The sequence below is a fragment of the Roseburia sp. 1XD42-69 genome, assembly GCF_003612565.1.
GTDB lineage: Bacteria > Bacillota > Clostridia > Lachnospirales > Lachnospiraceae > Roseburia_B.
This window is the reverse complement of the sequence record NZ_RAZG01000006.1, coordinates 1-19,386: the sequence shown is the minus strand read 5'-3', so window position 1 is coordinate 19,386 and position 19,386 is coordinate 1. Positions and strand designations below refer to the sequence as shown.

19 protein-coding genes, 1 pseudogene and 1 riboswitch are annotated in these 19,386 nt (G+C 44.4%); of the genes and pseudogenes, 6 read left to right on the top strand and 14 right to left on the bottom strand.

Annotation, left to right across the window (positions count from 1 at the left end; genetic code table 11):
* Positions 1-132: 132 nt before the first annotated feature.
* The 3 genes from D7Y06_RS04355 to spoVAD form a co-directional block, all read right to left on the bottom strand.
* Entirely contained in the window at positions 133-540 is a 408-nt protein-coding gene (locus D7Y06_RS04355) for a hypothetical protein (protein WP_120406615.1), read from the bottom strand.
* A 101-nt stretch (positions 541-641) separates the two neighbouring features.
* On the bottom strand, positions 642-998 hold the full coding sequence (gene spoVAE, locus D7Y06_RS04350) for a stage V sporulation protein AE (protein ID WP_120406709.1): 357 nt from the start codon (positions 996-998) through the stop codon (positions 642-644).
* Complete coding sequence (gene spoVAD, locus D7Y06_RS04345) at positions 998-2,035, bottom strand: stage V sporulation protein AD (RefSeq protein ID WP_120406614.1); 1,038 nt, start codon at positions 2,033-2,035, stop codon at positions 998-1,000. The genes spoVAE and spoVAD overlap by 1 nt, the downstream gene beginning before the upstream one ends.
* A 520-nt stretch (positions 2,036-2,555) precedes the next feature.
* Here spoVAD and D7Y06_RS04340 point away from each other — a divergent pair.
* Positions 2,556-3,182 carry a DUF1836 domain-containing protein gene (locus tag D7Y06_RS04340; RefSeq protein ID WP_120406613.1) on the top strand — a complete coding sequence of 209 codons (627 nt, stop codon included), beginning with the start codon at positions 2,556-2,558 and terminating at the stop codon, positions 3,180-3,182.
* 6 nt (positions 3,183-3,188) lie between these two features.
* On the opposite strand, the gene D7Y06_RS04335 is transcribed toward D7Y06_RS04340, so the two are convergent.
* Positions 3,189-3,485: a YerC/YecD family TrpR-related protein gene (locus D7Y06_RS04335; RefSeq protein WP_120406612.1), complete on the bottom strand. Its 297-nt coding sequence runs from the start codon at positions 3,483-3,485 to the stop codon at positions 3,189-3,191.
* A gap of 105 nt (positions 3,486-3,590) precedes the next feature.
* Positions 3,591-3,810, top strand: a riboswitch (cobalamin riboswitch).
* Positions 3,811-3,947: 137 nt separating this feature from the next.
* Between D7Y06_RS04335 and D7Y06_RS04330 the strand changes: the two genes are divergently transcribed.
* From D7Y06_RS04330 to D7Y06_RS04310, 5 genes are read left to right on the top strand one after another with little or no spacing between them, the layout of a single operon-like run.
* Positions 3,948-4,709, top strand: coding sequence for an energy-coupling factor ABC transporter permease (locus tag D7Y06_RS04330; RefSeq protein ID WP_120406611.1), 762 nt, complete (start codon positions 3,948-3,950; stop codon positions 4,707-4,709).
* A gap of 1 nt (position 4,710) precedes the next feature.
* Positions 4,711-5,025, top strand: a complete 315-nt coding sequence (locus tag D7Y06_RS04325) for an energy-coupling factor ABC transporter substrate-binding protein (protein ID WP_120406610.1) — start codon at positions 4,711-4,713, stop codon at positions 5,023-5,025.
* A complete protein-coding gene (gene cbiQ / locus D7Y06_RS04320) occupies positions 5,022-5,810 on the top strand; it encodes a cobalt ECF transporter T component CbiQ (RefSeq protein WP_120406609.1) in 789 nt (262 codons plus the stop codon). The genes D7Y06_RS04325 and cbiQ overlap by 4 nt, the downstream gene beginning before the upstream one ends.
* Positions 5,807-6,625, top strand: coding sequence for an energy-coupling factor ABC transporter ATP-binding protein (locus D7Y06_RS04315; RefSeq protein WP_120406608.1), 819 nt, complete (start codon positions 5,807-5,809; stop codon positions 6,623-6,625). Before cbiQ ends, D7Y06_RS04315 begins: the two co-directional genes overlap by 4 nt.
* Before the next feature lie 42 nt (positions 6,626-6,667).
* Positions 6,668-7,756 (top strand): ABC transporter substrate-binding protein, encoded by a 1,089-nt coding sequence (locus D7Y06_RS04310; protein ID WP_243119069.1) that lies wholly within the window; start codon positions 6,668-6,670, stop codon positions 7,754-7,756.
* Between the two features lie 118 nt (positions 7,757-7,874).
* Here D7Y06_RS04310 and D7Y06_RS28185 read toward each other — a convergent pair.
* The 10 genes and pseudogenes from D7Y06_RS28185 to D7Y06_RS04260 all read right to left on the bottom strand — a co-directional run.
* Positions 7,875-7,982: pseudogene (locus D7Y06_RS28185) on the bottom strand (Uma2 family endonuclease); the annotation flags it as partial.
* A gap of 40 nt (positions 7,983-8,022) precedes the next feature.
* Positions 8,023-8,490, bottom strand: a complete 468-nt coding sequence (locus tag D7Y06_RS04300; protein ID WP_120406607.1) for a COG2426 family protein — start codon at positions 8,488-8,490, stop codon at positions 8,023-8,025.
* Positions 8,491-8,498: 8 nt separating this feature from the next.
* Complete coding sequence (gene hisC / locus D7Y06_RS04295; RefSeq protein ID WP_120406606.1) at positions 8,499-9,563, bottom strand: histidinol-phosphate transaminase; 1,065 nt, start codon at positions 9,561-9,563, stop codon at positions 8,499-8,501.
* Positions 9,564-9,565: 2 nt separating this feature from the next.
* A complete protein-coding gene (locus tag D7Y06_RS04290; RefSeq protein WP_120406605.1) occupies positions 9,566-10,768 on the bottom strand; it encodes a pyridoxal phosphate-dependent aminotransferase in 1,203 nt (400 codons plus the stop codon).
* Between the two features lie 29 nt (positions 10,769-10,797).
* Positions 10,798-11,511: a GTP pyrophosphokinase gene (locus D7Y06_RS04285; RefSeq protein ID WP_120406604.1), complete on the bottom strand. Its 714-nt coding sequence runs from the start codon at positions 11,509-11,511 to the stop codon at positions 10,798-10,800.
* Positions 11,512-11,680: 169 nt separating this feature from the next.
* Positions 11,681-11,947: a hypothetical protein gene (locus D7Y06_RS04280; protein WP_120406603.1), complete on the bottom strand. Its 267-nt coding sequence runs from the start codon at positions 11,945-11,947 to the stop codon at positions 11,681-11,683.
* A gap of 3 nt (positions 11,948-11,950) precedes the next feature.
* A complete protein-coding gene (locus tag D7Y06_RS04275; RefSeq protein WP_120406602.1) occupies positions 11,951-12,727 on the bottom strand; it encodes a TrmH family RNA methyltransferase in 777 nt (258 codons plus the stop codon).
* Positions 12,728-12,792: 65 nt separating this feature from the next.
* Entirely contained in the window at positions 12,793-13,767 is a 975-nt protein-coding gene (gene pfkA, locus D7Y06_RS04270) for a 6-phosphofructokinase (protein ID WP_120406601.1), read from the bottom strand.
* Between the two features lie 57 nt (positions 13,768-13,824).
* Complete coding sequence (locus D7Y06_RS04265) at positions 13,825-17,307, bottom strand: DNA polymerase III subunit alpha (protein WP_120406600.1); 3,483 nt, start codon at positions 17,305-17,307, stop codon at positions 13,825-13,827.
* A gap of 225 nt (positions 17,308-17,532) precedes the next feature.
* Positions 17,533-19,236 carry an AAA family ATPase gene (locus tag D7Y06_RS04260; protein WP_120406599.1) on the bottom strand — a complete coding sequence of 568 codons (1,704 nt, stop codon included), beginning with the start codon at positions 19,234-19,236 and terminating at the stop codon, positions 17,533-17,535.
* Between the last annotated feature and the right edge of the window lie 150 nt (positions 19,237-19,386).

The following is a 19,386-nucleotide window of genomic DNA, read 5'->3' as shown; positions in this document are numbered from 1 at the left end:
TTGACAGTATATCTAATCTCTATAAGAGTTTACATAGAATATTTTTTCCTTATCATTGAAAATTTTAAGATTTTTATTGGCAAAAACTGACAAAAAGAATGCGGAAACGGTTGCCCGTTTCCACATCTTCATTTACCGGGCAGCGCCTGAGCCGCCTTGACCTGTAGTACCATTTCCCGCAGCAGCGCCCTCAGATGTGCCTCCTGCTCCGTTTCCTGTTCCATTATTTCCATTTTCTGTGGAACCTGCATTCCCTGTACCTGTGGCGTCCTCTACACCGTTTTCCACATCATTGCCAATATCTTCGGCTCCGTCCACAATGGCGTCCCCTGCATCTTCTATGGCATCTGCGGCATCATCCACAACACCGTTTCCGTTGTTTTTTGTATTATTGCCGTTGTCTTTGCCCCCTGTGGTGGATTCTACATTTGTGCCGTCTGTATTTCCATTGTCATCGGCATTGTCACCCATACCACAAGCTGCCAAAGTAACCAAAGATAAAGCCATTACACTGCAGAGCAGCATTTTCTTTACTCTCATTTTCTGCTTCCTCCTTTAGACAAACTCTTTTTCCATAGCTCGAAGATATTTTGCGCAAAAATTTGCTTTCTATTCCTTACAGAATCTGTTAATGTAATCTGTCAAGATTTCATTTTCGGCTCAAACACCAGGCTGGCCAGATAACCGAAAACCAGGGCCGCACTTATTCCCACAGCGCTGGCTTTAAAGCCTCCCATAAAGATTCCAAGGAATCCCTCCTGCTCCACCGCTTCTTTTACCCCTTTCCATAGGGTATTGCCAAATCCAAGGAGGGGAACGCTGGCCCCTGCCCCGGCATACTCCATCAGGGGTTCATAGACGCCAACCGCCCCCAGCACCGCCCCGCTGCAAACAAGAAGCACCATAATGCGCCCCGGCAGCATTTTCGTCTTGTCCATTAAAATCTGGGTCAGGGCACAGATTAGCCCTCCCACCCAGAATGCATTGATGTAATCCATCATGATTCCCTCTCTCCTTCCTGCTCTATCACAACTCCGTGGGCAATTCCTGGCACAGACTGCCCTTCATTAAAACTCACGGTAGACAATAGCGCTCCTGTGGGAACAAAAAGAATCCTCTTTATGGCTCCCCGCTCCAACATAGGAAGATAATGGGCGCTTAGGGTCACTGCAGAACAGCCGCACCCGGATCCCCCGGAGCCTGTCCCCTGTTTTTCCTTGTCATAAATCAAAATTCCGCAGTCCTCATGGACAGAAGAAATATCAATTTTTTTCTTTTTTAATAAATCTATTAATATTTCCTGGCCCACATATCCCAAATCCCCGGTAATTATTTTATCATAATCCTCAGGCTTTCTCTTAAAATCTTCCAGGTTCTGGGCGATGAGATTTGCTGCCGCAGGAGCCATGGCAGCCCCCATATTCATGGAATCCTTCACACCCATGTCTACGATTTTACCAGTGGTAATCCCGGTAATTCTAATGCGGCTTCTCTTGCCGGACAGGATAAAGGCTCCGCTTCCTGTAACGGTCCAGGTAGCTGATATGGGCCTTTGATTGGCATACTCCAGGGGAAATCGAAACTGTTTCTCCGCGCTGGCAAAATGGCTGGAAGTTAAAGCCGCCACAGTTTTGGCATACCCTGCCCCCACGCACATTGCCGCTAGAGATAAAGATTCCCCTGCAGTGGAACATGCCCCGTACAGGCCGAACAAAGGAATCTCATAATCCATAAGCCCGAAGGATGTGGCAATATTCTGCCCTAAAAGATCCCCTGCAAAGAGATACCGGATATCCTCCGGCTTTAGTTTTCCTTTTCCCATGGCAAGAGCCAAAGCTTCCTTTTGCAGGGTGCTCTCCGCCTGCTCCCAGTTATCCTCCCCGAATTTATCATCCCCACATACCATATCAAAGCATTTTCCCAAGGGGCCTTCCCCTTCTTTTTTTCCCACAACAGAAGCGCTTGCCGTAATATAGACTTCTCTTGGAAAACGAAGGCTCTGCTCCCCTACATAATAATTTACTTTTTCCGGCATACCTTTTTCTCTCCAATCTTTTTATTTTCAGATTCTTATTTTATTCTTCCAAAAAAAAATAAAAATAGGTATGCCAAATATTGGATGAAATATTTTATATCGAAAATTCTCTGACAAAATAACAAATTTTCATGATTGGAGCCAAAAAATCAATTAAACTATTATTTGTAGCGTATCTTCGTGGATTTTTTTAAATCTGTCAAAAGACTACTAAATGGAAATAGAGGAAAAAATATGATTCAGTTAAAAAGAATTAAAAATAATCTTATTCATATTTCTAAATTTATATATGAAATTGATAAATCAAGCTCCTTCTGCGGCTCTATGACCCACGGAAGGGGCGGTTTACTTAAACGGAACAGATATCAGAGACATTGATTATGACAGGGAGGGCATTGATCTTTCTGGGGGAGAAATGGAAAATTTCTGATTCAGGACTCAATTTCCCCAAGCTCTTTTGCACTATCCCCCCTTGTCATCTAGTTTTAATTACTATATAATAAGACTAAGAGGTGATAACATGTCAACAGATATCCATGCATTTTTAAAAGAAATCTTAGAAAAACTTCAGACCATAGACTATGTAAAACCGGAATCCCTGCCCAATATTGACCTGTACATGGATCAGGTCACTACCTTTATGGATTCCCAACTCGCTTCCACCAAGCGCTATGAAGACGATAAAATACTTACAAAAACCATGATTAACAATTATGCCAAGAACAACCTGCTCCCTCCTCCCAACAAGAAAAAATATTCCAAAGAGCATGTTCTTGCACTGCTTTTTATCTACTATTTTAAAAATATTTTAAGCATCAGCGACATTCAAAATATTTTAAACCCTTTAACAGAAAAATATTTTGGGAACACAGACCCGGAAGGATTAAACCTGGAAGGCATTTACCGGGAAGTTTTCAGCTTAGAGCATGAGGAAGTCCAGCACATACTAAAGGACCTGGCAAAAAAATATAAGACAAGCACAAAAACATTCCCGGACACTTCCCCGTCGGAAGGGGAGATGCTGCATAAGTTTGCCTTTATCTGCATGTTAAGTTTTGACGTTTACATTAAAAAAATGATTATTGAGCAGACCATAGATGACATGGCCACTGCCTCCAAAAAAGGAAAAAAAGAGGAAAAGAATTAATTCTTTTCACTCTTCTTTTTCTTTTAACCGTTCAAAAACCATATCATATCCGTCTTTCCCGTAATTTAACGAGCGGTTAACCCTGCTTATGGTGGCTGTGGAGGCGCCGGTTTTTTCCGCTATTTCCAGATATGTCTTCTGCCCTCTTAACATATAAGCTACTTCCATTCTCTGGGACAGGGACAACAATTCATTTATCGTACATATGTCCTCAAAAAAAGTGTAGCACTCTTCCCTGTCCTTTAGGCTTAATATTCCGTCAAACAGGCGGTTCACCGCCTCTGTCCTGATATTTTTACTCATACATTTCTCCTCCTTAAAAAATTTTTCCCCAACAGAATTTTATCATATTAAAGCATGAAAGTAAATATTCCTTGACAGATTTTAGCGGAGGGGATATGATAGGGCTAACATAACTTTTTGTGGTCATAGAGTTGCTATGTTGACCTATGAATGGACAAGGGAACCAGGTGGGAATCCTGGACGGTACCGCCGCTGTATGCGCCGAGCCTGTCATCCGTTGGCGAAAGCCAGTCATTGGGGAAACCTGAGAAGGCAGGAGGCAGGCACTGGAAGTAATTATCCAAAAGGCGTGAGTCAGAAGACCTACAAAAAGGGAAACGTCAGGTTTTTACTATCTGACGTTTTATTGTCATGGAAATGCGGCTGTGATATTTGTCACGGCTTTTTTTGTGCCCAAATTTAACCCACAGAAAAAAGCCTGTCTAAACATGAAACATTTATATAAGTAAAGGAGAGACATGTATGAAAAACTGGACCAAACCGGAAAAAACTGTTTACTTTGCTGTTCTTACCTTCTCTGTGTTCTTGGGACTTACAGAAGACGTTTCCGCCATGCACATTATGGAAGGGTATCTCCCTCTGGTGCACTGTATCCTGTGGGGAGTTATCTGCCTGCCCTTTGCGGCACACGGGTTTATCACCTTAAAGCACATCTCCATTGAGAAACCCCAAACCATGATTTTACTGGCAATGTCCGGGGCATTTATCTTTGTGATTTCCTCCCTGAAAATTCCCTCGGTAACGGGAAGCTGCAGCCACATGACAGGAACCGGCCTTTCCGCCATTCTCTTTGGAGTATCTTCCGCCAGTGTTTTAGGCATTATCGTACTAATTTTCCAGGCCGTCCTTTTAGCCCACGGAGGGCTTACCACCTTAGGGGCAAATACCTTCAGCATGGCAATTGCGGGTCCTATTTTAGCTTTCCTTATCTATAGGCTTGGGCAAAAACGAAATATAAACCGAAAAATTACAGTATTTTTTGCCGCAGCCCTGGGAGATATTTTTACCTACTGTATCACCAGCCTCCAGCTTGCGCTGGCCTATCCCAGCAATGAGGGGGGAATCATTTTCAGCGCCGGGAAATTCCTGGGGGTTTTTGCCCCCACCCAGATCCCTTTAGCTGTCATGGAAGGACTGATTACAGTCCTTGTGGTGATGGGCATGGAAAACTTTGCCCTCCCGGAGTTAAGGGCACTTGGATTTGTTGGAAAGGAGGAACTGTAACATGTGTAAAAACAAAGTAACCGCTTTCATCTTAACTGCCCTTATCCTTCTTATTGCCCTTGTTCCACTGTTTGCCTTAAAAGGCGCAGAATTCGGCGGAAGCGATGATGCAGGAAGCCAGATTGTGGAATCTATTCAGGGAAACTACGAGCCATGGTTTACCCCGGTTTTGGAAACTTTAATCGGCGGGGAGCTGCCCGGTGAAATCGAAAGCCTGTTTTTCTGTGTCCAGACAGGAATCGGCGTGGGGATTATCGCCTACAGTTTTGGCTATCTCGCCGCCAGGAAGAAATACAAAGGGGATAACCAGGTATGAGCCGCCATCCGTCCATGGACGTTCTCTGTGCCTCCTCGGGACTTAAAAAAATCAGCCCCGGGAGAAAATTTTCCTTTGCCCTGTACTGCATGGTATTGTCCATCGCCGGGAAAAATCCCTGGATGGGATTTTTTCTGGCTGCCCTCCTATCTGGAATAACTCTTCTTGCAGGGAAAATTTCTCTGGGAAATTATCTGCGGCTTTTGTCTGTCCCTTTTGGTTTCCTTATCGTAAGCTGCATCACACTCCTTATAGACATGGGCCAATGCGGCTTATGGCATGGCTCTCTTTTAGGGGTAAACCTCTGCATTACAAAAACTTCCCTGTCACAGGCCATTCTTGTTTTGGGCCGCAGCATAGGCGCTCTTTGCGCCCTGTACTTTTTAAGCCTGTCCACCCCTGTGCCGGAAATCATCGGTGTCCTTGCAAAACTTCGTGTACCAGGCTTTTTTACCGGACTTATGTACCTGATTTACCGCTGCATTTTTATCCTTTTTTCCATGCACCACTCCATGAAAACTGCGGCCAAAAGCCGCATGGGATTTCGGGATTATCCCACAAGCCTTTCCTCTGTGGGAAAAATTTATGCAAATCTTCTCCACAGAAGCTATAGCTCTGCCATGGAAATGTTTCATGCCATGGAAAGTCGGTGCTTTCAGGGTGAAATCGCTTTTTATGATTTTTCTCACTACAGTACAAACAAAAAACAGAAAATTCTTTTTACCCTGGCCTATGTTTTCCTTTTTGCCCTGTTTACCCTGTTTTCCCAAAAGGAGATTTTATGAATGAAATTTTGCGAATGGAACATATTTGTTTTTCTTATGAAAAGAACCACCCTGTTTTAAATGATATCAGCCTGAAAATTACAGAAGGGGAAAAAATTGCCCTGCTGGGAAATAACGGAGCAGGGAAAAGCACTTTTTTTCTCTGCTGCAACGGTATTTTAAAACCGGATTCCGGCTGCATATATCTGAAAGGGAAAAAACTAACACAAAACCGGAAAGATACATTTTCTCTCCATGAAAATGCAGGGCTGATTTTTCAAGACAGCGACCACCAGATCATAGGCGGTACAGTGGAAACGGAAATCAGTTTTGGCCCCATGAATTTGAAACTTCCTCCCTATGAGGTGAAGGAGCGTACAGAAAAAGCCATTGCTGAAATGCATCTTGAAAACTTCCGAAACAGAGCCCCCCAATACCTCTCCGGCGGCGAAAAAAAACGGGTGGGCATCGCTGGCATCCTTGCTATGAAACCAAAACTTCTGCTTTTAGACGAGCCTTCCTCCTGCTTGGATTCTGCCAATGCCAAACTTCTGGAAGAAAACCTGGAAAAATTTGCTCTTTTGGGCTTTCCCCTTATCATCTCCACCCACGATGTGGATTTTGCCTGGAAATGGGCAAAACGCATTTTAATTTTCCACCAGGGACGGCTTGTGGCAGACGACTCACCGGAAAAGGTTTTTGCCCGTAAGTCTCTTCTTCACACCTGCGGCCTCACTCAGCCTCTTTTGTACCAGACCGGAGAACTTTTGGGACTAAATCCCCTTCCCAAAACAATCGAGGAGTTATCTTTGCACATTTCCTCCTCCCCTGCATAAAATAGAAAGCACAAAGATTCTATTTAAAGGGAGGATTTACTATTGTCATTTCGTTTCCATGGGACCAAATTTCTACGTAAAAGAAAAGGGGCAGCCGCAATTCTTATGACGGCTGCCATGCTCCTGACATTCTGCGGATGCGGCGCAGAAAAAAACGCCGTCAGGGATTCCGGAACTTCCGGCGCAAAGGAAAAGACCGAAGCCCCAAAGGTAAAAACAGAAAAAGTGGTGTTAAACGAAGTTGCCCATTCCATTTTCTATGCGCCTATGTATGTGGCTATTGAAGAGGGGTATTTTGCAGAGGAAGGGATTGAACTGGAACTTGTGACGGGGTTTGGGGCAGATAAAACCATGACAGCCGTATTATCCGATGAGGCGGACATTGGCTTTATGGGACCGGAAACCACAGTGTACACCTACAATGAAGGGGCTGTGGATGTAGTCAAAAACTTTGCCCAGCTCACCCAGCGGGCCGGAAATTTCCTGGTGGCAAGAGAGCCTATGGAAGATTTTAAGTGGGAGGACATCAAAGGTTCTTATGTTTTAGGCGGAAGAGCCGGGGGGATGCCAGAGATGGTCTTTGAATATGTGTTAAAGAAAAACAACATTGACCCCAAAAATGACTTAACCATTGACCAGAGCATCGACTTTGGCTCCACGGCGGCAGCTTTCACCGGAAGCCCGGACGCAAAATTTACCGTGGAATTTGAACCTGCAGCCAATGCATTGGAGACGGAAGGCGCCGGATATGTGGTGGCCTCCCTGGGAGTGGATTCCGGGTATGTGCCCTACACCGCCTTCTCCGCCAAAGAGAGTTACATAGAAAAACATCCGGAGATTATCCAGTCCTTTGTCAATGCACTGCAGAAAGGAATGAAATATGTAGATTCTCACTCCAGCGAAGAAATTGCAAAAGCCATTGCACCCCAGTTTGCAGATACAAAGGAGGAAACCATTGCCGCTATCGTAACCCGGTATAAAGACCAGGATACCTGGAAAACTGACGTAATTTTCACCCAGGATGCCTTTACCCTGCTCTTAGATATTTTGGATGAATCCGACCAGTTAAAGGCAAGGCCGGAGTATGATGTTTTAGTGAACACAGAATTTGCCGAAAAAGCGGCAAAATAAAACTTTCTGATTTTGCCGGATTGATGTCAAATTTGGAAAAAACTGCCCGGAATTTTAGTCCCGGGCAATTTTTTTCAGGATAGCAAATCTGCAATGTTAAGAACCAAATCTACCGCATGGACGGCGCCATATCATATATCTGTCCGTCAATAAGTTCTGCCCTCTGTCCCTCTGGCAGGGCATAAATATCTTCAGTTGTGTAAGTTCTTTCCTGAATCAGCGGCATACATAATCCTCCCCTTCCATTTTTCTTAATTGTCATTTCCCTATACGATCTGGCCTATGGTGAGGAAGCTTGCCACCCCCATTATAATTCCTGCCAAAAGCACCCCCAGCATCACAGCGGTAATACTGGACTTAAAATCCATATCCAAAATACTTGCCGCCAGAGTTCCCGTCCAGGCCCCTGTGCCGGGGATGGGGATTCCCACAAACAAAAGCAGTGCCAGAAATAATCCCCTGCCCGCTTTCTCCTGCAATTTTTTCCCGCCTTTTTCTCCCTTTTCCAGGCAGAAGCTAAAGAAACCACCGATAACCGGCTTATCCGCACCCCACTCAAGGACTTTCCTTGCAAAAAGATAAATAATGGGAACCGGAAGCATATTGCCTATGATACACACAATGTAAGAAGGAAGAAAGGGAAGTTGAAATCCCTGGGAAATAGGAATTGCCCCCCGAAGCTCAATCAAGGGTACCATAGAGACAAAAAATATAATTAAATATTGTTTTAACATAATTTCTCCTACTGTTTGTTCTTATACTGCTTTAAAAAATCAAATAACCGCTCCATCTCTTCCCTTGTGCCAATGGTAATACGAAGATAATTTTTAATCCTCTCCGGCTTTTTAAAATGCCGGACATAGATGCCTGCATCCCGCAAATCTTCAAAAAGTTCCTCTGCATCATAGGAGGGATGGGTCACAAAGAGAAAATTGCTCATGGAATCCCCAAAAGAAAAGCCAAGATTCAGAAACTCTTTTTTTGCCCACTCCCTGGTATCCATAATTTTTTCCCTGCAGCTTAAAAAATATTCCCTGTCCTTTACAGCTTCCACCCCCATAACAATGGCGGTCTGGTTCATGGTATAAGAATTAAAGGAATATTTGCAGTCATTGATAAATTTGATTAATTTCTCATTTCCCAGAAGATATCCGATGCGCATCCCCGCCATGGAGCGGGACTTGCTGAAGGTCTGGGCAATCAGAAGGTTATCATAACTTTTAAGCAGGGGAAGGGCGCTTTCCCCCCCAAAATCAATATATGCCTCATCCACAATCACAATGACGTCCCTGTTGGATTTTATGATTTCCTCCACTTCATCCAGGGGTTTTAACTCCCCGGTGGGGGCGTTTGGATTTGGAAATACAATTCCCCCGTTCTCCCTTTTGTAATCCGAAGACACCAGCCGGAAATCTTTATCCAAAGGTATCACCTCATAGGGAATCCGAAGCAGCTTGGCCCACACATCATAAAAGGAATAGGTGATATCGGGAAAGAGAATAGGTTTATCCGAATTAAAACAGGTGAGAAATGCCATGGCCAGCACGTCGTCTGAACCAACTCCCACAAACACCTGCCCCGGTTTTAGCCCGTAATTTTCTGCAATGGCATCCACCAAAAGGGCTGCGGAAGGGTCAGGATAACGTCTCAGCAAATCCGTATCCATTTCCTTTAAGGCCCGCACCACCCCCGGTGCAGGGGGATAGGGATTCTCATTTGTATTTAATTTAATGATGTTTTCTTTTTTCGGCTGTTCTCCCGGTACATAGGGAGTTACTTTTCGTATATTATCTTCCCAGTTTCCCATTTCTATTCTCCCTTCCCTTTAAGTCCGTATTCCTCTGCCAGCTTAGCAAAGGCGTCAAGGGAGCGCACCACCTTTTCATGGGCAATACAGTAAGCCAGCCGCACATAACCTCCGCAGCCAAAAGCACTGCCTTTTACTAAAATCAAATTATATTTTTTTGCTGTCCTTACAAACTCTTCTTCCTTTTCCACCGGGGACTTCACCCAGAGGTAAAAGGCCCCCTCAGGCTTGATACAGGTAAAACCTAAACTCTTAAGCCCCTCATAAAGCACTTTGCGGTTTTTATCGTAAAAGGTGAGATTCGTCTTTTCCTCCACAAGATGTGCCACTGCTTTCTGCATCAGGGAAGGGGCATTGACAAACCCTAAGGTGCGGTTTGCCACTTCAAGACCGGAAAGCATTTCTTCCGCTTCCGTCACCTCGTCCGGCACAACAATATATCCGATACGCTCTCCCGGCAGGGATAAGGACTTGCTGAAAGAGTAACCCACCAGGGTGTTGTGGTAATACTTTGTGAGGAAATTTTCTTTTACATCGCCATATACCAGCTCCCGGTAAGGTTCATCGGAGATAAGGTAAATTTCTTTCCCAAATTCCTTTTCCTTTTTCAAAAGAATCTCCCCAATGCTTTTCATGGTTGCATGGGAGTACACCACCCCTGTGGGATTGTTTGGGGTATTGATAATTACCGCCTTTGTCTTCTCATTTACCGCCTTCTCAAAGGCGTCTAAATCCGGCTGGAATGTGTTATAATCCGGAGCCACGGGAATTAAAACCCCGTCAAAATTTGCCACATAATTTCTGTATTCCCCAAAAAACGGAGCAAAGACAATCACTTCCTCCCCCGGGTCTAATACAGTCTTAAAAATTACATTCATCCCCCCGGCTGCCCCAACAGTCATCACAATATTTTTCAAAGAAAAGTTTGTACCAAAGCGCCTGTTTAAATTGTCTGCAATGGCGGCCCTTACATCCTCATAGCCGGAATTTGACATATACCCGTGAAGAACCAGGGAGTCCTCTTTGTCCAAAAGTTCTTTTACGGTACTGTTAAACGAATCCGGCACCGGTGTGGCGGGGTTCCCAAGGCTGTAGTCAAAAACATTTTCCGCCCCCACTTTTTCCGCCAGCTCTTTTCCCTCTACAAACATTGCACGGATGGCGGAACTGCCCGCCAGTGCTTCCTTAATCTTTTTTGATAACATGTATTTACTCTCTTTCTATCCCCTGACTTTTAACTTACAAATCTTTTCTTGCTCTCTATTTTCCGTTCCCCTATCTGGATACCCTCTGTACGCCTCTCTTCCTCCTGGCGCTTTTTGGCCAGGGTAATGGCCTGGTTTAAGCTTAACATTTTATCATCTAGGACAGATACAATCTCAGAGCACTCCCGCAGTTCCTTGCTGATATAATCCGGGGCATCCCCCTCAAACTTGTAAAAAATCTTATGCTCTAAACTTGCCCAGAAATCCATGGCCATGGTGCGGATCTGAATCTCCACCTTTGTGTTTACCACCTTATCTGACAAAAAGATAGGCACAGTGAGAAGCATGTGGTAACTCTTATAACCGCTCTCTTTCGGGTGCTTGATATAATCCTTCACCGATATCACCGTCAGGTCATTCTGCTTTCCAATCATAGCCGCCATCTTATAAATATCCGAAGTAAAGGAGCACACAATACGGATACCCGCAATATCGTTCACATGCTCCACCATATTATGTATGGTACTCTCATACCCGTTTCTCTTTAGCTTTTTCACAATACTCTCAGGAGATTTTACCCTGGACTTAATATATTCGATAGGATTATACTGATGTACATTTTGAAACTCGTCGTTCAAAATTTCCAATTTTGTTGTGACTTCTTTAATGGCGCTCTGATATAAAAATATCATAGACTTCCAGCTGTCAATACCCTCCCCCAAATTTATCTGCTGCTGTTCCATTTTCTAACCTCCGTTTACTAAAACAATTTACAACCCGCATACGATACTTCTAAATATATACACTGATTCTTTAAATACTTTTAGTATACCATACTTTGTGCAATCTGTCTAATTTTACAGAGATATTTAAATGAAATTTAAGAGTTTTTTAAGAGGGATATTTTTCTTTTCAGTCTTCTTCAATAATTTGAATTTCCAGATAGTCAAATTCTATTTCTTCCACAAAATTATCCTGGGAAAACCTGGTTTTTGCATGGATTTTAAAATCCGCCACATTGCTGTCTAACCAGATAGGCTTTCCCAAATCAAAGGCAAGGCACACTTCATCTATTGCCCCGAATACTTTATGGGTTCTGGTATCCTCTTTGTCATTACACACCGTCATGTCCTTAAGCATACGGTTATCCTTAAACTCTTTTGCCCATAAACGAAACATAAACTATCCCTTTCTCTGTCTGCTTGCTTCATACATAAGGACAGCCGCCGCCACCCCTGCATTTAAGGACTCCACGTTTCCCTCCATGGGAATTTTAATGCAGGTGTCCGCCAGAGCCGCTGCCTCCCTGGTAAGGCCGTTCCCTTCATTCCCCATTAAAAAGCCCACGCCCCCTGTGTAATCCGGCTCATAACAGGAAACGCTTCCCTCAAGATGTGCGGCATAGATTTTCACAAAATGTTTTTTTAATTTTGCAATGGCGCAAGGAAAATCCTCTGCCGAAAGGAAAGGCATGCGGAAAATGCTCCCCATGGTGGAACGGATGGTTTTCGGGTTGTACAAATCCACTGTGGTCTTGCTGGCAATCACTGCCGTAACCCCTGCCCCCTCCGCTGTGCGCAGCATTGTCCCCAGATTTCCCGGGTCCTGAATCCCCTCCAGAAGCAGAAAAAAACCGTTCTGTGTTTTTAACAGATTCTCCTCATCCCACTTAGGCATGGAAACCACACTTAAAATCCCCTGGGGGGTTTTTGTGCCGCTGACCGCCTGAAAAACACTGTCTTTTAACACTTCATAATCTGTCTTTTCCAGAAAATTTTTATTCTCTTTTTCCTGAAAAAATGTTTCTGACACGTAGACTTTTTTTAAAAGCTCCTCGGGCGTCTCCAAAAACATTTTTTTCCCCTCCGCCAAAAAGACCTGCTGCTCTCTTCTTTCCCTGGGCTTTTTCCCAAGCAGAATCAAATTTTTCACCTGTTTACTGGACGTGGTGGTAATCATAAAAAATAAGGGCGTCTCAAAGCAGCCTTGTCTTAGAGACGCCATTCCTTTCCGAAATTTTATTCTTATTTAGAAAGATTTTCACAGACTTCAAACTGGTACTCAGAAATCTCTTTTTTCATTGCCAGTGCCTCGTCAATATCAAAGTCCACAAAGTCACCGTGGCGGTATCCCACTACACGGTTGGATTTGCCCTGGCACAAAAGATCTACTGCAAGGGCTCCCATAATAGATGCGTAAACGCGGTCTTTACAGGTGGGGCTTCCTCCACGCTGCATGTGCCCTAAAATCGTTGCCCTTGTCTCCACCCCTGTAGCGGCCTCAATTCTTCTGGCCATACTTGCGGAATGTCCGATACCCTCTGCATTAATAATAATATGGTGCTGTTTTCCCCGTTTTTTATTTGCAATAATATTGTTTACCAGACGCTGCTCGTCATAATCATACCGCTCCGGGAGAAGAATATCCTCCGCACCGTTGGCGATTCCTGTCCACAGGGCAATATAGCCGGCTCCACGGCCCATAACTTCAATAATGCTGCACCGCTCATGGGATGTGGATGTATCCCTTACCTTGTCGATAGCTTCCATTGCGGTATTTACCGCTGTGTCAAATCCAATAGTATACTCTGTACATGCAATGTCAAGATCAATGGTTCCCGGAAGGGCAATGGTATTAATCCCCAGGGCCGCCAGTTTCTGGGCGCCTTTAAAAGAGCCGTCCCCGCCGATGACAATCACGCCGTCAATGCCGTGCTTTTTACAGATTTCCGCACCTTTCTTCTGGCCTTCCTCTGTGACAAACTCCATACAGCGGGCTGTCTGCAGAATCGTACCTCCCCGCTGGATGGTATCGGAGACGCTTCTTGCCTCCATATCAATAATCTCTTCCTGGAGAAGTCCCGCATATCCTCTCTTAATTCCTTTTACTTTTAATCCTTTTACCAAAGCTTCACGGACAACTGCACGGATGGCAGCATTCATTCCCGGAGCGTCCCCGCCGCTGGTTAACACACCGACTGTCTTGATTTCTTTTGCCATAATCCTGTTTCCTCCTAAATCTATCCCAAATCCAATTTCATCCTAATCCTTTATATTTTAATATCTTTGCCCCAGGTTTTCAATAGCCTTTTCCACAACTTTTACATTATTTTCACCATAAATCTTAGTTAAATTGTTCATAAGGCCCTCTTCGATCTCTATATTCCTGCTGTCCGGCAGTCTTTTTCTCGCTCTCTCTGCGGAGAGATAAATCACTACGGAATCCTTTCCGTCCGACTCCGCCAGCATTTTGTAAAGCTTATCCTCCTGGGCGATAAACTGTTCCTTGTCCGGAAACTGGATCCAAAGCTCCCGCTTTGCCTCGTCAAAACCGTAGACTCTCTCACAGATCAGCTTTCCGTTCTTTTCTTCCTCCACATTTGCCCTGCCCCGGATAAACACTTTGGAATCCACCTCAAGCAGGAACTGGTATTTTCCGTAATCCCTGGGGAATACCACTACCTCCACCGTTCCAAGAAGGTCTTCAATGGTGAGAAAGGCCATGGCCTGGTTTGTCTTTGTATATTTAATGGTCTTTTCCGTTATCATTCCCCCAATCATGGCAGATGCGCTGTCTTTTATTTTGGTTTCCCCCGTCTCCTCCTCCACCAGAAAGTCCGCCGTGGTATTGGTAATATTTTTCCTCCACTTTCCCTCATATTCTTCTAAGGGATGGCCGCTGACATAAATGCCTAACACCTCTTTTTCAAAGCCCAAAAGCTCTTCCTTTTCATATTCCCCCACCGGGGGCATTGCAATCTCATACTCTTTTTTATCCTCCTCACAGGCAAAGTCAAACAGGGTCATCTGGCCTGCCATGGAAGTCTTTTTTTCCTGGTAAATGCTGTCCATAATGGCGGCATACACCATCATCTTCTGCTTTCTTGTCCCTGGGAAACAGTCTAAGGCCCCTGCTTTTATAAAGCTCTCCACGCTGCGCTTATTTACCTCCCTGCCGTTCATTCTGGTAAGAAAGTCCTTTAGGGACAGGAACTTTCCCCGCTCCTTCCTCTCCCCTACAATAGCTTCTATCACAGGTTTTCCCACACTTTTAATGGCGGAGAGGCCATAGCGTATCTCTCTGCCGGAAACGGAAAATCCTCCCTCCCCTTCATTGATATCCGGGGGAAGGATTTTTATCCCCATTCTGCGGCAGGTTAAAATATATTCCGACACTTTGCTGGTATGGTCAAGTACGGAAGTCATAAGGGCCGCCATATACTCCACCGGGTAATAATATTTTAAGTAAGCCGTCTGGTAGGAAACCACCGCATAGGCGGCGGCGTGGGATTTGTTAAAAGCATATTTAGCAAAATCAATCATCTCATCATAAATCTTATTTGCCACCTGCTCCGGAATCCCGTTTAAGACGCAGCCCTTTACCCCCTCATCGGGATTGCCGTAGACAAAGTTCTTCCTCTCCTGCTCCATTACCGACTGCTTTTTTTTGCTCATGGCCCGGCGCACCAAATCACTTCTCCCCCAGGTATATCCCGCTAAGTCCCGCACAATCTGCATGACCTGCTCCTGATAGACGATACACCCGTAAGTGGGGGATAAAATCGGCTCAAGCTGGGGACAGTCGTAGGTAATGGGTCCCTGGCTGTTTTTCCCCCTGATATAGGCCGGGATAAAATCCATGGGGCCGGGGCGGTACAGGGAGATTCCTGCAATAATATCCTCCAGGTTCTGTGGCTTTAACTCTTTAATAAAGTTTTTCATCCCCGCACTTTCAAGCTGGAACACACCTTCCGTCTTTCCGGTGCCAAGGGAGTTTAATACCGCCTTATCGTCAAAATCAATGTTGTCAATATCAATGCTGGCCCCGGAATTTTTTTCCGCCATCTTTACCGCATTCTGAATGACCGTTAAGGTGCGCAGCCCTAAAAAATCCATTTTTAAAAGCCCTAATTCCTCTATGGTGGTCATGGGAAACTGAGTGGTAATCATACCGTCAGCCCCTCTGGACAAAGGCACATATTCATCCATAGGCTTCTGGGAAATCACCACCCCCGCCGCATGCATGGAGGTATGCCTGGGAAGCCCCTCTAAGCGCCTTGACATGTCAATGAGTTCTTTTACGCTTTCATCCCCCTCATAAAGCTTTTTCAGTTCCGGATTCATCTTAAGGGCTTTGTCAATGGTAATTCCAAGCTCCATTGGGATACTCTTTGCAATGGTGTCCACAAAGGCATAGGGCAGATCCATCACACGGCCCACATCACGAATCACACCTCTTGCCGCTAAGGTACCAAAGGTGACAATCTGGGTCACACAGTCCTTGCCGTATTTTTCGATTACATAGTCAATGACCTCCTGACGTCTCTCAAAGCAGAAATCCACGTCAATATCCGGCATGGACACACGCTCAGGATTTAAAAAACGCTCAAAAATAAGCCCATATTGTATGGGATCAATATTGGTGATTCCCGTGGTATAGGCCACCAGGCTTCCCGCCGCGCTTCCCCTTCCGGGCCCCACAATAATATCATGTTCCCTGGCGTAGCGGATGTAGTCCCACACAATGAGAAAATACTCCACATACCCCATATCTTTAATGACTTTTAACTCATATTCAAGTCTTGGCTTTAACTCCTGCTCATCCGAAGGATACCGCTTTTTTAACCCCTCATAACAGATTTTTTCCAGATATTCATAGGTGGTATAGCCCTTTGGCACAGGGAAATCCGGCAATTTTGTGTTGCCGAACTCAATTTCCACATGGCACCTGTCCGCAACTTTCTGGGTGTTGGATACCGCTTCCTGGGCATAGGGAAACAAGGCCCGCATCTCCTCTTCGGATTTCACGTAATACTGTCCGCCCTCATAGCGCATCCTGTTTTCATCGCTTAACTTTTTCCCTGTCTGGAGGCACAAAAGGATATCGTGAGCCTGGGCATCCTTTTCAAAGGTATAGTGCACATCGTTTGTCACTACCAGTTCAATTCCCGTATCTTTAGAAAGGCGTAAAAGCTGCTGGTTTACCTCCTGCTGCTTTAAAAGGCCATGATCCTGAAGTTCCAGGAAAAAATTCCCCCTGCCAAAACATTTTTCATATTTAAACGCAGCAGCTTTTGCCTCCTCATACAGCCCCTTTTCCAGATACCGCTGCACTTCCCCTGCCAGGCAGGCAGAGAGGGCGATAATTCCCTCATGGTACTGGTTTAAAACTTCCATATCCACCCTGGGTTTATAGTAATATCCCTCCACAAAACCCCTGGAGACAATTTTCATAAGGTTGCCGTAGCCTGTATTATTTTCCGCCAAAAGCACCAGGTGGTAGTACCTGTCTTCACCCTGTACATTTTCCCTGTCAAACCGGGAATTCGGCGCCACATACACCTCGCACCCCAGCACCGGGTTGATGCCGGCGGCCTTTGCCGCTTTGTAAAATTCTATGACGCCATACATCACCCCGTGGTCTGTGATGGCCCCGGCTGTCATGTTAAGCTCCTTTAATCTGGCTACATATTCTTTAATTTTATTAGACCCGTCCAAGAGACTGTACTCTGTGTGGACATGCAAATGTGCAAAGGACATAAAACGCGCTCCTTTTTATCTTTTCATGGTGATCCGATAAGGCATTGTTTCCCCTGGAATGCAAAACCATACTTACGGATATTCTCCGGCAGACAGCCTTCTGCTATCAAATACCTTGTCATTTTTATCATAGGGCTTCATCATAACGTCATAATGGCTGTGCTTTTTATGAGGGCTTACTGCCGCAATTTCTACATAATAATATAACTGAAAGGAACTTTTTTCTCAACCGTTTTTTCTTCCTCCCGCCCTTACCATACATTCCTTCCTGAAAAAGCAAATCCCGTAAACTGTAATGTCTTTATATCCGTTCCCTTCAAATGCTTCCCTGTAATTTTTCTCCGCCGCCTGTCTTAAAGCTTCCTCGCACTTTTCTCCCATCAGACCATATTCTTTTGCCGCTTTCAACTCTATAATAAAAACCTTTCCCCTTACTGTGGGGGAATACATTAAAATATCCGGCCTTCCTTCTCCGCTCTCCCTGTTAGAGCGCACCATATATTTCCCTGCCGCTTTTAAAAGTCCCGACACAAACCCATGATAATAATTTTCCGCATAATCAAAATAACTGATGGTATCTAAAAGCTGGTCAGATAAAAATTCCTCCATGCTGTGGCAGTCTCCCTGCTCCATAGCAGTAATTAACGGAGATAAATCGGCGCCTTTTATTTTTTTATCAAACCAGGAAGAAATCTGGTTCCTGTATATATATCGAATCTCCGCATTGGGAATTTCCATTTTCAGATAAATACTTTCCCCGTCAAACCGTTCTCCCGACTTTTTCAGATAACCGGTAAAAAACAGAAAATTCCACAAATTATCCTGGGATTCCCGGATGTCTCCATAGGTAATCTCTTCGTGTACCTGTTTCTCTATTCCCCCCCCCTCCATCAATTCCTCAATCTCCCCCCTGGTAATAAAATCCGCCCCTTCAATCAATTCTTTGATAATGCTGTTAGAAGAAGTATTTGACCAGTAGGGCTTTGGAAAGGCATGGGAATCCAACGCCGCAGTACGCACATAATTTATGACACTCCAGGGGTTATACACCTCCGTATCCCCAAACCGATATCCGTCGTACCATTGTTTCATCTCTTCCCTTTTTTCCAAAAGCCCGTAAAACCCAAGAATTTCTTCTGCCTCCCCCTGGGTAAAGCCAAAATATTCCGCATAATCTCTATTTAATAAAGAGATTACATCCAAATTATTTAACCCGGTAAAAATACTTTCTTTGCTGATTCTAAGACACCCGGTCACCACCCCAAACGCAAGGCTTTTATTTGTCTTTAAGGCTGACTCAAAGAAAGAACGGATAAAAGCTGTCATCTTATCATAAAAACCTTCAAAAAAAGAATTTTCCAAAGGCACGTCATATTCGTCTATTAAAATCACTGTCCCTTTTCCATGATATTTTTCCAGGCACTGGGACAAAAAGGCAAGGGAAGTGGCATATTCGCTGTTTTTCCCCCTTCCTTCTAATACTGCCCGGTATTTCTCCCTTTCATTCTCCGAAAGGATATCCCCGTTAAGAATATAGGCATGTCTTGCAAATTCTTCCCGTATCCCATCCACCAAAACATCATACGCCATTTCAAAGTCAGGCTGTTTGGCAGATTTTAATGATAAATTAATCACCGGATATTTTCCCATATGGCCTGCCATAATATCTTCAAAGGCTGCAATCTTTTGCCCTGCAAAATACTTGCTGTTGTCAACTTTATCACCATTTTCGTCTCTCTCATCCTCAAAAAACGCCTTCAGCATAGTCATAGCCAGTGTTTTCCCAAATCGCCTTGGCCGGGTAAAAAGGCTGACAGATGCCCCTTTTTCCAGAATTTCTTTTACCAGCAAAGTCTTATCCACATAGTAATAATTTCCCTCTATCATTGTTTTGTAAAACTCTATTCCGATTGGTATCCGTTTTTCCATTGGGCATCTCTCCTCTGACACACTGTACTTAAAATATGCAGGACTTTTATATATAACACCACTTTACAACTTTTCCATAAAAAAATGTCATACAGGACTTTCTGATGTATAATAAGTTTGCAAACAAAAAATACGAAAGAAAGTGATCCT

Excerpts from the sequence above, each read along its gene's own strand:
- D7Y06_RS04355 (WP_120406615.1), bottom strand. The coding sequence starts at position 540 with ATGAGAGTAAAGAAAATGCTGCTCTGCAGTGTAATGGCTTTATCTTTG.
- spoVAE (WP_120406709.1), bottom strand. The coding sequence starts at position 998 with ATGGATTACATCAATGCATTCTGGGTGGGAGGGCTAATCTGTGCCCTG.
- spoVAD (WP_120406614.1), bottom strand. The coding sequence starts at position 2,035 with ATGCCGGAAAAAGTAAATTATTATGTAGGGGAGCAGAGCCTTCGTTTT.
- D7Y06_RS04340 (WP_120406613.1), top strand. The coding sequence starts at position 2,556 with ATGTCAACAGATATCCATGCATTTTTAAAAGAAATCTTAGAAAAACTT.
- D7Y06_RS04335 (WP_120406612.1), bottom strand. The coding sequence starts at position 3,485 with ATGAGTAAAAATATCAGGACAGAGGCGGTGAACCGCCTGTTTGACGGA.
- D7Y06_RS04330 (WP_120406611.1), top strand. The coding sequence starts at position 3,948 with ATGAAAAACTGGACCAAACCGGAAAAAACTGTTTACTTTGCTGTTCTT.
- D7Y06_RS04325 (WP_120406610.1), top strand. The coding sequence starts at position 4,711 with ATGTGTAAAAACAAAGTAACCGCTTTCATCTTAACTGCCCTTATCCTT.
- cbiQ (WP_120406609.1), top strand. The coding sequence starts at position 5,022 with ATGAGCCGCCATCCGTCCATGGACGTTCTCTGTGCCTCCTCGGGACTT.
- D7Y06_RS04315 (WP_120406608.1), top strand. The coding sequence starts at position 5,807 with ATGAATGAAATTTTGCGAATGGAACATATTTGTTTTTCTTATGAAAAG.
- D7Y06_RS04300 (WP_120406607.1), bottom strand. The coding sequence starts at position 8,490 with ATGTTAAAACAATATTTAATTATATTTTTTGTCTCTATGGTACCCTTG.
- hisC (WP_120406606.1), bottom strand. The coding sequence starts at position 9,563 with ATGGGAAACTGGGAAGATAATATACGAAAAGTAACTCCCTATGTACCG.
- D7Y06_RS04290 (WP_120406605.1), bottom strand. The coding sequence starts at position 10,768 with ATGTTATCAAAAAAGATTAAGGAAGCACTGGCGGGCAGTTCCGCCATC.
- D7Y06_RS04285 (WP_120406604.1), bottom strand. The coding sequence starts at position 11,511 with ATGGAACAGCAGCAGATAAATTTGGGGGAGGGTATTGACAGCTGGAAG.
- D7Y06_RS04280 (WP_120406603.1), bottom strand. The coding sequence starts at position 11,947 with ATGTTTCGTTTATGGGCAAAAGAGTTTAAGGATAACCGTATGCTTAAG.
- D7Y06_RS04275 (WP_120406602.1), bottom strand. The coding sequence starts at position 12,727 with ATGATTACCACCACGTCCAGTAAACAGGTGAAAAATTTGATTCTGCTT.
- pfkA (WP_120406601.1), bottom strand. The coding sequence starts at position 13,767 with ATGGCAAAAGAAATCAAGACAGTCGGTGTGTTAACCAGCGGCGGGGAC.
- D7Y06_RS04265 (WP_120406600.1), bottom strand. The coding sequence starts at position 17,307 with ATGTCCTTTGCACATTTGCATGTCCACACAGAGTACAGTCTCTTGGAC.
- D7Y06_RS04260 (WP_120406599.1), bottom strand. The coding sequence starts at position 19,236 with ATGGAAAAACGGATACCAATCGGAATAGAGTTTTACAAAACAATGATA.